We start from the raw sequence: 14,583 nt of genomic DNA, 5'->3' as shown, positions 1-14,583 counted from the left end.
TTATGGAGCGCATCCCGGCACGTCGCAGACCCGGCCGCCCGCAGCGCGAGATCGGTGGTATCGAACAGCGGCCGTGGAAGCAGCTGACGCGGCCCTATGCGCCGATCGAGATCCTGTCGGCCGACCAGGTGCAGACAATCCACGAAATGGGCCTGACCATCATCGAGGAGATCGGCATGCGCGTGCTGCAGCCGCAGGCACGCCAGCTCTATCGCACTGCGGGCTGCGATGTCGACGAAGGCGAGATGCGGGTGCGCTTCGACCGTGCCATGGTCATGGAGCGCGTCGCCATGGCGCCGTCCTCGTTCGAACTGCGGGCTCGCAATCCGGCGAAGAACGTCAAGGTCGGCGGGAAACACTGCATTCTGTCGTCGGTCGGCGGACCGGCCTATGTCATGGACAACGATCGCGGCCGCAGGCCGGGCACCTATGCCGAGATGTGCGACTATCTCAAACTCATCCAGTCGTTCAACGTGCTGCATCAGGAAGGCGGCGGGCCGTTCGAACCGCTCGACCTGCACCAGAACACACGCCATCTCGACCTCTATTATGCCGAGATCACTTTGCTCGACAAGAACTGGCAGCCGCAGGCGCTTGGCCGCGGACGCGCCATCGACGCGCTGGAAATGGTGGCGATATCGCTCGGCACGACGCGCGAAAACCTGGCGCAGGAGATGCCGGTGTTCACCGGCATCATCAACACCAACTCGCCACTGCAGCTCGATGAGCCGATGGCCGAAGGGTTGATCGCGCTGGCCGAACATGGCCAGGTTAATGTCATCACGCCGTTCACACTGGCCGGCGCGATGAGCCCGGTGACGCTGGCCGGCGCGCTGTCGCAGCAGCATGCCGAGGCGATGGCCGGCATCGTGTTGACGCAGATCGTGCGTCCCGGCGTACCGGTGATGTATGGCGGCTTCACCTCCAATGTCGACATGAAGACCGGCGCGCCGGCTTTCGGTACGCCCGAATACACACAAGCCGCGCAGATCACCGGTCAGCTGTGCCGGCTGATCGGCGTGCCGTTTCGCTCCAGCAATGTCACCGCCGCCAATTCGGTCGACGCGCAGGCGGCCTATGAGAGCGCCATGTCGTTGTGGGGCTGCCTGATGGGCGGCGCAAACCTGGTGTTGCATGCGGCCGGCTGGCTCGGCGGCGGGCTGACGGCATCATTCGAGAAACTGGTCATTGATGCCGAGATGCTGCAGATGATGTGCGCCTATTTCGACCCGCCGGTTGTCGACATCGATACGTTGGCGCTGGAAGCGGTGCGCGAGGTCGGCCCGGCTGGGCATTTCTTCGGCGCCGAGCACACCATGCAGCGCTATGAGCGGGCGTTCTATTCGCCGCTGGTGTCCAACTGGGACAATTACGATACCTGGATAGAGCGCGGCGAGGTGACGGCGCGCGAACGCGCCAACGTCGTCTGGAAGCGCATGGTCGCCGAGTATGAGCAGCCGCCGATCGATCCCGGCATCGACGAAGCCCTGCGCGACTATATGGAGCGGCGGAAACGCGAGGGTGGGTCGCCGCTGAATTGAGTGCGCGAGTTCGACACCGATTTGAGGGTGGCGCCTGGGCACCCCCCTCTGTCCTGCCGGACATCTCCCCCTCAAGGGGGGAGATTAGCAGCTCCATCGAAGGCGCTTCTCCTTCAATGTTGATGGTTGGCGAAGGCCGACGCGACATCCGATCTCCCCCCTTGAGGGGGAGATGTCCGGCAGGACAGAGGGGGGTGATGCGCCGGTCTGAAATGTTATGAGTCGCGCAGCGGCCCGACCTGCGCTTCGAGCATCTCGAAGCCGGCGGCTTCGGCGGCCTGCGGCGTCAGCACGCTTTCATCGAGGCACCATTCGAGCCAGAGACCGTCGACGAGGGCTATGAAATTGCGCGCCAGCGTCGGGGCGTCGACTTGCCTGCCGCGCGGCACCGCGACTGCGGCGATGTCCTCGGCGAGTTCCACCCGGTAGGCATCGTAGAGTTCGCGATGGGCCGCCTTGAGCCGCGGGTTGACGGCGATCTCGCCCCACAGTGACAGCCAGATCAGCAGGTTCTCGCGGCTGAAATAATCGGGCGAAAAATTGGAATGCACCAGGGCAGCGAGCGCTGCCTGTGGCGACCAATCGGACGTCTCGGCGCGCCGCCGCTTGGCTTCGGCGATCTGGTTGTTGACGCTGGCGTAAAGCGAGGATTTGTAGACCTCGACCAGCAAGCCATCGAGGCCTTCGAAGTGATGGTTGATGAGGCCGCGCGAGACGCCGGCCTCCTTGCAGATGCGATCGATGGTGAAGGCGCCGATGCCGCCGACCGACAGGCATCGCGTCGCCGCCTCGATCAGCATGGAGCGGCGCACGTCAGCCTGTTCGCGGCTGAAGCGCGGCGGCGATTTCTTGGCGCCGCGCTTGCGTTTTTCAGGTGCTGGTCCTGTTTCCGTCATGGCTCCAGCTAATCGATCGTGGCTTTTCTGTCCACGGAGTGATTCATACCTTCTTCTTGAACAAGACCGGATTGGGGTGGCCGTCGGGATAGATGACCGGCTCGAAACCGGCCTTGTGGATGACGACCAGCGGCTGGTGGCAAATGAAGACGAAGCCGCCGGACTGTTCCATCAGGTCCTCCATGCGGTTGGACAATGCGATGCGCTTGGCCTCCTCGCTTTCCGCCACCAGCTGCTGGTAGCTGGTCTCGAACTCCGCGCTGTCGAAGCCGGACCAGTTGTAGACGCCGATCTGGTCGGGACGGAACCAGACCAGGTTTTCGGAAGGGTCGACGCCACCGGCGAAGTCCATCAGCGCCAGATCGATGTTCTTGTAGCCGTCGCCTTGCGTCTTGTCGCCGACGCCCCAGAACGCGGCCTCGTCATAGGGCTGGATCTCGACCTTGATGCCGGCCTGTTCGAGGCTGGCCTGGATGATCTGCGCGGTCGCTGCACGGATGGAATCGTTCATCACCGTCAGTGTCAACGACAGATCGCTGACGCCGGCCTCGGCCAGCAGCGCGGCGGATTTCGCGTAGTCCGGTGCGGCGATCAGATTGCCGGCCCGCGCGAATTTGGTCCCGGGCTGGACGACGCCGGTGGAGCGCTTGGTGAGATCGTCATAGACGCCGGTCAAGATCTGCCCGACATCGACGCCGTACTGCACGGCCTGGCGGACCTTCAAATCCTTGAGCCGCGGGCTCAGCATGTTGATGGTGAGCCAGACGTAGCGGGTCGACTGCGCTTCGATCACCTCGGTGTTGGCGGGCGGGCTGGCCTTCACCGCCTTCGTCGCCGAAATGGCGATCTTGGTGTAGTCGAAGGCGTCGGCCTCATAGGCCAGTTGTGCTGCCTGATCGTCGGCGACGATGTAGATCTCGACCTTGCCGAAATCCGGCTTCGGTCCCGGCCAGTCAGGATTGGCGGTGAGCGTCACCTTCTGCTTCTGCTGCCAGTCCGAGAAGAGATAGGGGCCGCAGGTCGCCGGCGGCTCTGTGGTGAACTTGCCGCCTGCCTTTTCGGTGCCGGCGCGACTGATGATGTGGCCACCATAGTAGGGCAGGCTGGTGACGAAGATCGGCTGGTACGGGTCCTTGAGATGGATGATGCCGGATCTGTCATCGACAATCTCGACGCGGTCGAGCTTTTCGAACTGGTAGGCCCAGGGCGATGACAGCTTCGGATCAGCAATACGCTCATACGAGAATTTCACGTCTTCGGCGGTGACAGGGCCAAAACCGTTCGACCATTTCAGCCCGTCGATCAGCGTGAACGCAATGGTTTTCGGATCCTTCAGCTCAAGCTTCTCCGCACCCCAGAGCGACCATGGCGAACCTTCCCTGAGATCGCCAAGCCGGTTCAGCGAAACGTAAATGCCGCGCATCATCACATCCTCGATGCCGCCGATCATGAAGGCGGGATCGAGCGTCTGAAGATCGCCCTCCATTCGGATGCGCAACGTGTCGCCGACGGCCGACCAGGCGAAACCCGGCTTCATCGTCAGGCCAACGCCCAGCGCGCCGGCCGCCTTCAGGAATGCACGTCTGTCCATGTTCCATTGCGTCATGTCAGTTTCCCCTTTTGGTTTGCGGAAGCGCGTGAGAAGGCCTCCCGTTCTTGCCCGCCTGTCACCAGCGGGAAATGGCAGCGCACCATCCGGTCAGCGCCCATCGGTCGATAGGTCGGTGCCTCGGTCTTGCAACGATCGCGGGCGATCGGGCAGCGCGTGTGGAACTCGCAGCCCGAGGGCCGGCGGAACACACTTGGTATCTCGCCAGTGACGGCCGGGTTTTGGCTGCGTCGGCGTGGGTCGGGTATCGGCTCGGACTGGATCAGCGTGGCGGTATAAGGATGCATTGGCTCCGAGAACACGTCCTGCGTCGGTCCGGTCTCGACTAGCCGGCCGAGATACATGATGGCCAGCCGATCGCTGACATGGCGGATCATTGCCAGATTGTGGGTGACGATCATGGCGGCGAAACCGAGTTCGCGCTTCAACTCGCCGATCAGGTTGAGCACATCGCCCTGCACCGACACATCGAGGCCGGCGGTCGGCTCGTCTGCAAGCAGCAGATGCGGCTTCATCGCCAGCGCCCGGGCAACGCCGACGCGGCGCGCCTGCCCGCCGGACAGCTCGTGCGGGAAGCGGTCGACGAAGGAGGCCGGCAGCCCGACCAGAGCCAGCAGCGCTTTTGCCGCGGCGCGGCGGTCCGGCATCGGCAGCCCCTGGATGACCTGCGGCTCGGTCAGCAGCGTGCCGATGCGCAGGCGCGGGCTGAGCGACGCCACCGGATCCTGGAACATCATCGCCGAACGCCTTCGCATGGCGCGGAAATCGGCCGTCGTCTGCACGTCCCTGCCCTCGAAGACGATGCGGCCGGCCGCCGCGCGCACAAGGCCAAGAATGGTGCGGGCAAGCGTGGTCTTGCCGGAACCGGACTCGCCGACCAGTCCAAGCGTCTCGCCCGGCATCAGCGACAGCGTCACACCGTCGATGACGTTGAAGCTCGGCAACGGGAACGGGTTGATCAGGCGGCTGAGCAAGCCGCTGCGGGCGAAGGTCACCGACAGATCGTCGATGGCGAGCAGCGGGCTCATGGCGTCACCGCGTGGCAGCGCGCGATATGCGAGGCGGACAGTTTCACCCGTGGCGGTACGACGCTGCCGCATGGCGCGAAGGCGCGGTCGCAGCGCGGCGCGTAGACGCATCCGGATGGCGGCTGGGTCAGATTGGGCAATGAGCCTGGAATGGTCGGCAGCCTGTCCAGCCGCTCTTGGAAGCGGGCTGGATCGCAGGCGAGCAATGCCTGTGTGTAGGGATGCCTGGCGTCGTGGAAGATCGCGTCGACCTCGCCGTCCTCGACCACCTCGCCGGCATACATGACATAGACCCGGTCGCAGAGCTCGGCGATGACGCCGAGATGGTGCGAGACGACGATGACGATGCCGTTGTATTCGCGCCGCAGTTCGCGCAGCAGATGGATGATCTGCGCCTCCATGGTGACATCGAGCGCCGTCGTCGGCTCGTCGGCGATGAGCAGGCCGGGATCGGTCAACAATGCCGCCGCGATGGCCACGCGCTGGCGCATGCCGCCGGAGAGTTCGTGTGGGTAGCAGTCCATCCGCCGTTCCGCATCCGCGATGCCGACGCGACCGAGCATGGCGGCGATCCGCGCGCGCTTCTGCGCACGGCCGAGATCCTTGCGGTGGTGCTGGAAGTCGACGAGTTGGTCGCCGATGGTCAGCACCGGGTTGAAGGCGGTCATTGGATCCTGGCTGACCAGCGCGATCTCGTCGCCACGCAGCAGGCGCTGGCGGTGCGCGTCGAGCTTGGCCAGGTCAACGCCGTTGTAGCTGATCGACCCGTCGATGCGGGCGTTGGCGGGCAGCAGGTTGGCCAGGGCGGTGACCAGCGTGGACTTGCCGCAGCCGCTTTCGCCAACGATGCCGATCACTTCGCCCGGATGCGCCTCGATGTCGACATGGCGCAACGCGTACACGCTGCCATGCGGCGTCTCGTAGCGGACGCTGAGATCCCTGGCAGCAAGCGAGCCGCTCATGCCGGCCTCCGCAACTGCAGGCGCGGGTCGAGATAGTCGCGCAGGCCTTCGCCAAGGAAGGTGAAGCCGAGTGTCGCGAGCACCAGCGGCAGCCCCCCGAAGATGACCATGAAGGGCGCCGAGCGGATACTGGTGTAGCCGTCATAGAGGATCGAACCCCAGGACGGCGTCGGCGGCCGCACACCGAGGCCGAGGAAGCTGAGACCGGCCTCGACCATGATGACAACCGGAATGTCCATCGACAAAAGAATGATCAGCGGGCCGACGACATTGGGCAGAAGGTGGATGAAGATGATGCGCGCCGGGCTGGCATCGAGAAGGCGCTCGGCGAGGATGTAGTCACTGTTCTTCAGCGCCAGCGTCTGTGCCCGGATCAGTCGCGCATAGCTCGGGAACGAGGTCGCGGCGATGACGATGATCAGCGTGCCGGTGCCGGCGCCGAGCACGGTGATGATGGCGAGCGCAAACATGATCATCGGCAGCGAATTCAGGCTGTCGAAAGTCAGCACCAGAATGGCGTCGAGCCAGCGCGGCCCGTAGCCGGCGACCAGCCCGAGCAGCAGGCCGATGGCGCCGGCGATGGCCACCGACACCATGGCAATGGTCAGCGCGGTGCGCGCGCCATAGATGACGCGCGACAGGAGATCGCGGCCGAGATGATCGGTGCCGAACCAGTGTTCGGCCGATGGCGGCTGCAGCTTGTGCAGCACGTCGATCTTGAGCGGCGAATACGGCGCCAGCCACGGCGCGAAGACGGCGGTGACGAGGAACCCGGCAACCAGGATCAGCGCGACGCAGGTGAACGGATCGGCAAGCAGTGCGCGCAGCAGCGGAAACCGTTGTCGGTCCGGCGTGGATAAAGAGGCCTCAGCCACGGAATACATCACGCACCCTTGGATCGAGCCGCGCAATGAGCAGATCGGCGGCTATGGTGATGGAGACGTAGATGGCGGTCATGATCAGCACGGTGCCCATGACCACCGGATAGTTGCGGGTGTTGACGGCGTCGGTGATCAGCTTGCCGATGCCGGGCCGGGCAAACACCGCCTCGACGAAGACGGCGCTGGACAGGATGCTGCCGAGGCCGACGGCGACCAGCGAGATGGTCGGGATGATGGCGATGCGCAGCGCGTATTTGGAGACGATCTTCCACTCAGGCAGACCAAAGGAGCGCGCGGTGCGGATGTGCGGCTCGCCCATCACCTCCATCATCGAGGCGCGCACCATGCGGGCGATGTAGCCGATCCAGCCGAGCGCGATTGCCGCCGCCGGCATGACCAGCGCCTTGGCCTGGCTGACGAAGTCACCCGCCTCGCCTGCGCCGATGGCCGGCAGCCAGCGCAGCGTGACGGCGAAGAGCAGCAATGAATAAATCGCGACGACAAAGGACGGCACGGCGATGACGCCGACCGAGATCACGCCGATGACGGCATCGGCTGCCGTGCCGCGCCGCATCACCGACAGGCAGCCGAGCGGCACGCCGATGAGGAGCGCGACGGTGAGCGCAGTCAGGCCGAGGATCAGCGTGTTCGGCAACGCCTCCATGACCAGGGTCGAGACCGGCCGGTTCGACCAGACGTCATAGCCGAGATTGCCGGTCAGCGCGTTGCGGAAGAATTCGACGATCTGCCACCAGACCGGCTGGTCTAGCCCCATGCGCTCGATCAGCAGCCGCTTCAGTTCCGGTGTGGCGCGCGGCCCGAGCGCGACACTTGCCGGATCGCCCGGAACGAGGAAGACAGCCGCGTACATGGCGATCATGACGAGCACGAGGATCAGGAGACCGAGACCGATGCGCTTCACTGCATATGCAAGCATGGTCTCCTCCCTCCTCCTGTCAGGCGAAATCGCGCCTGATGCGCCGTGTTGCCGAGGCGCTGTGGACGAGCTTGCCCCGTTCTCGCGCCTCGAGCCGCCAACTCAGGTTGAAATGCGTTTCGTCCGCTGTCAGTTCGGTCACCGCCATCGCCTCGGTGTCGGCGTCGGCGCTGGCAATGGCCCAGCGATATTCAGTGACGAGTTTTGCCGAAAGCGGGTCGTCATTGCCGATGCTCATCGTGTCGCTGTTGGAGGAAGACACGGTGATGGCGCGATCGTCGTAGCGCCTGCGGCCATGGTCGGAGGTCAGCGCAATGGTCTGCTCGCCGGAGCCGACATCGTCGGTGACAATGCGGCGGTCGAAGCCCTCGTCCAGCGTCGTGGTGGGAACCGGCGGTGCGGTTTCGGCTGGCTCGAAACGGACGTCGCGGTCGAGCGATGACGGCGGGCGCACAGGAAGCATCACCGTGCTGTCGCCGGTCGCAACCGAGAGCGTCGACAGCTTCGGCTGTGGCCACAGGATCGGCCAATGCTGGTTGGCCAGCGCCAACCGGATACGATGGCCCTTGGAGATGGTGCGGGCGAAATCATTGAGCTTCAGCTTGACGCGAAAAGGCGCTCCGACCAAGCACGGCGTCGGATGCTCATGGCTGTCGCGATGGCTGAGATTGAGCACGCCATAGCTCATCAGCGCCGAGGTACCGTCGGGGTAGACATCGCAAAGACGGGCGGAGAGGTTGACATGTGGCTGGTCGACGATGACCAGCAGATCCAGTTCCGGTGCACCGAGCAATGTCAGGTCATCGTCCAGCGGCTGCGTGTCGAAGCACAGCGCCATGCCGTCCTCACGGCGCTGGTCGATGGGCATATCAGGACAGGAGCCGCCATAGCCGCCCCAGCGACCGCAATCGCGCCCGGCAGTCGCCGGCGAACGTACGGAAAGCGTCGCTCCATGCGCAGGCTCGCTGCGCAGCCCGGCAGCGTTGAGGTGCAAGGTGCGGCGCTCGATGCGCGGCGACGGCCATTGGTCCTCAGCGACCCAGCAGCCGGCATGATCGGGAAGATAAAAAGGCTGCGGCCGTTCTTCGCCGGTGATCCAGACACGGTAGGGCGGCTCGTCCATGATGCCGGTGTCTTCGCCGCAGAGCCAGTGACGCCACCAGCGCAGCGCCTCTTGCAGATAACCGATCAGCGGCCCCGGCGCGCCGCGGCAGGGATAGGCATGCGACCACGGCCCGACAATGCCGAGCTTCGGTCCTGGCAGATGTTCGAGCAGGCGCGGCACGAAGTTGGAATAGCTGTCCTCCCAGCCGCAGACAGCCATGACGGCGCATTCGATCGCGGAATGGTCCTCGCAGACCGAGCCTTGCCGCCAGTATTCGTCGCGGCGCTGATGCGCGAGCCACACTTCCGACAGCGAGCTTGTTGCCGCAAGGCGGTCCATCCACATGGCGCGCCAGGCGTCGCCGACGATCTGCGGATCGGGCGCCATCGCCTTCTTCACCAGCATGAAGTTCGACCACATCTCCTGCTCGGTGAGCAGCGCGCCGCCCATATAGTGGATGTCGTCGGCGTAGCGGTCGTCGGTGGCGCAGTTGGTGATGATCGCCTTCAAGGCCGGCGGCCGGCACGCCGCGACCTGCAGCGCGTTGAAGCCGCCCCAGGAAATGCCGGTCATGCCGACATTGCCGTTGCACCAGGGCAGTGCTGCGAGATGGGCAATGATCTCGCAGGCGTCTTGCTGCTCGCGCGGTAGGTATTCGTCGGCCAGATCGCCGTCGGAATCGCCAGAGCCCCTGATATCGATGCGGGCGCAAGCGATGCCATGGCCGGCAAGCCAGGGGTGGATGTCGATGTCGCGCGCCACGGTGCCGTCACGGCGGCGATAGGGGACCATTTCGACGACGACAGGCACCTTGGCGTCAGTGCGCGGGCGCCACAGGGTGGCGGCTATGCGCGTGCCGTCAGCCAGCGTGATCCAGAGCGGATCGACGGTTTCGACGGCAAAGGGGAACTCGGTTCGTACCACGGCAGGTACTCGTTAAATCGCCTTGTTGAACGTTCGTACAACAAGGCGATTTAAGGCGCAATCCCGCTTTGCGCTTTTTAATCCTGACAGCGAACAAACCCGTCTATCTGCGGAAAGGGAGGATCTTCATAAAACGCGACGCGCGCCATGTGTTCAGACCTCACAATCCTCCTCGGCATCGACCGCGCCCGTTTGCACGAGCCTCTGACTAGCGCTGATCAAGTGTCTGAGATGCGCCTCATATTGGTCGTTCAGGTCAGCCTCGCCGTTTCCTGAAAACAGACCTCCGAATCCCGAGTTTTAGTGTTCACTCGATTACATCGGGTGCACGGCGGGCTTTTTTTTCTGCGGTTCAGATTGACCAGCAATATCTTGGGCGCGTCCAATAAAACTGCGCCAGCCACCATGGGCAGAGATATCAGATGCGCCTGCGAGGCCGGCGGTCTCGACCAGAAATCCTTTTGCCGACGTACGATCGTCGAGTTCGATCGTGCCTATGCCAAGCGGAGCCGGGACGGCGGCGACGAAGCGTCCGAAGGCATCCGGATCAAGCCGCCAGACCTCAACATCTATCTGCATGCCGTCGCCGGCGACGCGCACGAGGCCAGGCTTGGGTACCGATTGGCCGGCAAGTGCGTAAAGTCGGTAGGAAGGCGTTGTCTTTGCACTCCTCGAGAATCGGGCGCCAAGCTCAAGCAGCTGGCCATTGAGCGGCATGCCCGAAAGATGCGCGCCGACAACCACCAGATCGATCATCGCGTCCGGCGCGCATTCTCCAAGCCGCGACTGGCCCGGCTGCGGCCAGCCGGTCGCGCCAAGCGGCAGGCCGCTTGCGGCATGGATGTCGCGCGCAAGTGCCGCCGTCAGCCAATCCTTGCCCGCCGTGCCGAGCAAGGTCACGCTCATCGGCAGCCCGTCGAGGCGCTTGCCGGTCGGCACGGCGATGCCACACATGTCCAGCAGATTGACGAAATTGGTGTAGGTGCCGAGCCGGCTGTTGGTGGTGATCGGATCGGCGAGCACGGCATCGAGCGCATAATGCGTCGGCGCCGTCGGCACGCAAAACAGGTCGACCGAGGCGATGACCGGGGCGAGCTTCGCCTTGTAGGCCTGCAGTGCATAGAGGCCCTTGAAAGCGTCGGCCGCCGACAAGCTGCGCGCGCCGCCGATGATCTGGCGCGTTACCGGGTGCAGGGCCGCTTCGTTGGCGTCCATGAAATCGCGGATCGCCGCATAGCGTTCGGCCACCCAGGCACCTTCGTAGAGAAGGTTGGCGGTGGCGTAGAAATCGCCGAAGGGGATTTCGACCAGCCGGCAGCCGAGCCTTTCCAGCAGGCCAAGCGCCGCCTCGAAGCCGGCCTGCATCGGGGCATCGCCGAAGAATTTGAGTTCCGCCTTCGCCGGCACGCCGACTCTCAGCACCGGCGGGCGCGCGACCAAGGCCGGCACCTTCACAGTCCGCGAATAGGCGTCGGCTGGGTCCTTGGCCGCCGCCACGCCGTACACTGCGTAGGCGTCGTCGACGGTGAGCGCGAACACCGAGACGCAGTCGAGCGTGCGACAGGCCGGCACGACCCCGGCGGCGGAGAGCGCGCCGACGGTCGGCTTCAGCCCGACGATGTTGTTGAGGCCGGCGGGGATGCGGCCGGACCCCGCCGTGTCGGTACCGAGCGCGAACGAGACGATGCCGCGCGCCGTCGCGACAGCAGACCCCGACGAGGACCCGCCCGGCACCAGGCTGGCATCGACGGCGTTCCTCGGGATCGGGTAGGGCGTGCGCACCCCGACAAGGCCGGTGGCGAACTGGTCGAGATTGGTCTTGCCGACCACCAGCGCGCCAGCGGCCTTCAGCCGGGCAACCACGGTAGCGTCCTTGTCAGGCATATAGGCATATTCGGCGCAGGCGGCGGTCGTCGGCATTCCGGCAACATCGATGTTGTCCTTCACCGCGAACGGCACGCCCCACAGCGGCTTGTTGATCGGATCGAACGGCCCGAGCGCTTGCGCCTGCGCCAGCATGTGCGCCTTGTCGGCGAGGTGGATGAAGATGCCGGGATCGTCAGCCGCCGCGATACGGGAATGCACGGCGTCGATCATGGCAGCGACAGTGACACCGCTGGCATAGGCCGCGTGCAAACTGCCGATGTCGAAGCGGATCTCGTTCATGTGGCTTCTCCCAGAATGATCACCGGCAGGTCCCACTGGATCAGCACGACGCAGCCATCCTTCGTCCACACCGAATGCTCGGTCCCGACCGGATTCAGGATGACGCTGCCCGAGGGATAGTCGCCATTCTCGTCGCTCTGCGTGCCCTCAAGCACAACGATGGTTTCCAGCCCGACATGGCGGTGGCGCGGCACGCTGGCACCTGGCCGGTAGTTGAGGATAGCGACCGACGGCTCGACCGGCCCGCCCTTGAGCAGCCAGTGCACGGTGATGCCGTCCCGGAAATGTTCGAACGCCAGACCGCGCCAGCCACCGTCGAGCAGGCCGGCAAAGGCAAGATTAGGCATCGGCAATTCCCTTGAGCACCTGGTCGGTGGTCGCCGTCCAGCCGACAATGGCGCCCTGCGCGCGGATCATGGCGATGGCCGCCGCCTTGAATTCGGGGAAATAGCTTTCCGTCGCATCCTCGGCGAGCAGGCATTCATAGCCGCGGTCATTGGCCTCGCGCATCGTCGTCTGCACGCAGACCTCGGTGGTGACGCCTGCAAAGACGAGGTGCTGAGTGCCGAGCCGCTTGAGGTCGTCACCGAAGCTGGTCGCATAGAACGCGCCCTTGCCGGGCTTTTCGATGACGATCTCGCCGGGCAGGGGGGCAAGCTCGTCGAGGATCGCCGTGCCCGGCTCGCCGGCGATCAGCACGCGACCCATCGGACCGGAATCGCCGATGCGGATCCACGGATTGCCGCGATTGCGCTTGGCCGGCGGCAAGTCGGAGAGGTCGGGCTTGTGGCACTCCATGGTGTGGATCACCGGCAAGCCGGCAGCGCGAAAGCCTTCGATCAGTCGCTTCACCGTCGGCACGATCGCGGTCACCCGGCTGACATCGTTGCCGAGGCTGGCGCCGAAGCCGCCCGGCTCGGCGAAGTCGCGCTGCATGTCGATGACGACCAGCGCCATCGTCTGCTTCTTGAAAGAGAAGGCGAATGGCTGCGCGTCGATTTCAGCCATCAGTGATGTCCCGCCATATGCTCGCCGATGGTCTGCACGCTCGCCTGCGCGATCGGCGTCTCGTAGACCAGCGCGCCATCCGACATGACGAAGATGCGGTCCGACAATTCCAAGAGTTCGTCGAGGTCTTCCGACATCAGCAGCACGGCCGCACCCGCATTGCGCGCCTTCATGATGCGGGCGCGGATTTCGGCAACCGCCGAGAAATCGAGGCCGAAGCAAGGGTTGGAGACGATCAGCAGATCGACCTCGCCGGTCAGCTCGCGCGCCAGCACCACGCGCTGCACATTGCCGCCCGACAGCGAGGCGATGGGCGACGACAGCGAGGCGGTCTTGACCTTGAACTGCTCGACCAGCCTGGCACTGAAGGCGCGGATGGCGCTGGTGCTGATCCAGCTCACCGGCCGGCCATTGCCGTCCATGTCGAAGGTACGGAAGGAGATGTTCTCGGCCACCGTCATTTTCGGCGCACAGGCATTCTTCAGCGGCTCCTCGGGAATGAGCCGCACATTGAGCGCGCGCGCCTTTGCCCGCGTCGCCGCATAGGCGGCCCCGCGCACCACCACCTCGCCGGCGTCGCGCGGACGCTGGCCCGCAAGCACTTCCAGAAACTCCTTCTGGCCGTTGCCGGAAATGCCGGCGATGCCGACGATCTCACCCGAACGCACGCCGAGATCCTCGATGCGGATCGACTTCAAGCCGGTTCGGTCCGGCGCCTTCAGCGATTTGACCTTGAGCACGATCTCGGCGTCTGGCCTTGGCGCGGCCCGGCTGTCGAGTGCGGCGATCGGCTGGTCGCCGATCATCATCGCCGCCATCGCCTTGTGGTCGAGATCGGCGACGCGGCCGGTTCCCGTGAGCTTGCCCTTGCGCAGCACGCTGACATCGTCGGCGAATGCCGTGACCTCGTGGAATTTGTGCGAGATCATCAGCACGGTGAGGTCGCCCGCCCTGGTCATGTCGCGCACCAGGCCCAGCACCTCCTGCGCCTCGCCGGGCGTCAGCACCGAGGTCGGCTCGTCCAGCACCAGGAAGGAGCGGCCGAGATAGAGCTGCTTGATGATTTCAAGCTTCTGCTTCTCGCCGGCCGCGAGCTCCGCCACCTTGACGTCGAGCGGCAGCTTGAACGGCATGCGCTCCATGAACTCGGCAAGGTCGCCACGCTCCTTGCGCCAGTCGATGATATCAGGAACCTTTTCGCGCGAGATGACGAGGTTCTCCGCCCCCGTCAGCGACGGCACGAGTGTAAAATGCTGGTAGACCATGCCAAGCCCAAGCGCCGAGGCGTCGCGCGGACTGGCGATTGACACCTCCCGGCCGTCGACCAGCATGTCGCCGGAGGTCGGATGATAAAAACCCATCATGCATTTGACCAGCGTCGACTTGCCGGCGCCGTTCTCGCCGAGCAGCGCGTGGAACGAACCCGCCGGCACCTTCACCGACACGGCGTCCAGCGCCGTGAAGCCGCCGAAGCGCATGGTCATGCCGATGGTTTCGACGCCGACCGCTTTCCTGCCACTCATCGC

12 protein-coding genes are annotated in these 14,583 nt (G+C 64.7%); 1 reads left to right on the top strand and 11 read right to left on the bottom strand.

Annotated elements, in window-relative coordinates:
- Nucleotides 1-2: 2 nt before the first annotated feature.
- On the top strand, nt 3-1,541 hold the full coding sequence (locus tag H0241_RS10400; protein WP_181057335.1) for a trimethylamine methyltransferase family protein: 1,539 nt from the start codon (nt 3-5) through the stop codon (nt 1,539-1,541).
- A gap of 215 nt (nt 1,542-1,756) precedes the next feature.
- Here H0241_RS10400 and H0241_RS10395 read toward each other — a convergent pair whose 3' ends face one another.
- The 11 genes from H0241_RS10395 to H0241_RS10345 form a co-directional block, all read right to left on the bottom strand.
- On the bottom strand, nt 1,757-2,437 hold the full coding sequence (locus H0241_RS10395) for a TetR/AcrR family transcriptional regulator (protein WP_181057334.1): 681 nt from the start codon (nt 2,435-2,437) through the stop codon (nt 1,757-1,759).
- Nucleotides 2,438-2,480: 43 nt separating this feature from the next.
- Nucleotides 2,481-4,043: an ABC transporter substrate-binding protein gene (locus H0241_RS10390; RefSeq protein WP_181057333.1), complete on the bottom strand. Its 1,563-nt coding sequence runs from the start codon at nt 4,041-4,043 to the stop codon at nt 2,481-2,483.
- On the bottom strand, nt 4,040-5,074 hold the full coding sequence (locus H0241_RS10385; RefSeq protein WP_181057332.1) for an oligopeptide/dipeptide ABC transporter ATP-binding protein: 1,035 nt from the start codon (nt 5,072-5,074) through the stop codon (nt 4,040-4,042). Before H0241_RS10385 ends, H0241_RS10390 begins: the two co-directional genes overlap by 4 nt.
- Complete coding sequence (locus H0241_RS10380; RefSeq protein WP_181057331.1) at nt 5,071-6,036, bottom strand: ABC transporter ATP-binding protein; 966 nt, start codon at nt 6,034-6,036, stop codon at nt 5,071-5,073. The genes H0241_RS10385 and H0241_RS10380 overlap by 4 nt, the downstream gene beginning before the upstream one ends.
- Complete coding sequence (locus H0241_RS10375) at nt 6,033-6,920, bottom strand: ABC transporter permease (protein WP_181057330.1); 888 nt, start codon at nt 6,918-6,920, stop codon at nt 6,033-6,035. Before H0241_RS10375 ends, H0241_RS10380 begins: the two co-directional genes overlap by 4 nt.
- Nucleotides 6,904-7,854, bottom strand: coding sequence for an ABC transporter permease (locus H0241_RS10370; RefSeq protein ID WP_181057329.1), 951 nt, complete (start codon nt 7,852-7,854; stop codon nt 6,904-6,906). Before H0241_RS10370 ends, H0241_RS10375 begins: the two co-directional genes overlap by 17 nt.
- A 19-nt stretch (nt 7,855-7,873) precedes the next feature.
- Nucleotides 7,874-9,883, bottom strand: coding sequence for a CocE/NonD family hydrolase (locus H0241_RS10365; RefSeq protein ID WP_181057328.1), 2,010 nt, complete (start codon nt 9,881-9,883; stop codon nt 7,874-7,876).
- A 315-nt stretch (nt 9,884-10,198) separates the two neighbouring features.
- Nucleotides 10,199-12,049 carry an allophanate hydrolase gene (atzF, locus tag H0241_RS10360; protein WP_181057327.1) on the bottom strand — a complete coding sequence of 617 codons (1,851 nt, stop codon included), beginning with the start codon at nt 12,047-12,049 and terminating at the stop codon, nt 10,199-10,201.
- The gene (locus H0241_RS10355) at nt 12,046-12,396 is read right to left on the bottom strand and encodes a cupin domain-containing protein (RefSeq protein WP_181057326.1); all 351 of its coding nucleotides are present in this window, start codon (nt 12,394-12,396) and stop codon (nt 12,046-12,048) included. Before H0241_RS10355 ends, atzF begins: the two co-directional genes overlap by 4 nt.
- Complete coding sequence (locus H0241_RS10350; RefSeq protein ID WP_181057325.1) at nt 12,389-13,057, bottom strand: cysteine hydrolase family protein; 669 nt, start codon at nt 13,055-13,057, stop codon at nt 12,389-12,391. Before H0241_RS10350 ends, H0241_RS10355 begins: the two co-directional genes overlap by 8 nt.
- Nucleotides 13,057-14,580 (bottom strand): ABC transporter ATP-binding protein, encoded by a 1,524-nt coding sequence (locus tag H0241_RS10345; protein WP_181057324.1) that lies wholly within the window; start codon nt 14,578-14,580, stop codon nt 13,057-13,059. The genes H0241_RS10350 and H0241_RS10345 overlap by 1 nt, the downstream gene beginning before the upstream one ends.
- Nucleotides 14,581-14,583: the final 3 nt, after the last annotated feature.

Source organism: Mesorhizobium neociceri, assembly GCF_013520985.1.
GTDB classification, from domain to species: domain Bacteria; phylum Pseudomonadota; class Alphaproteobacteria; order Rhizobiales; family Rhizobiaceae; genus Mesorhizobium; species Mesorhizobium neociceri.
This window is presented reverse-complemented; position numbering and strand designations above follow the sequence as displayed.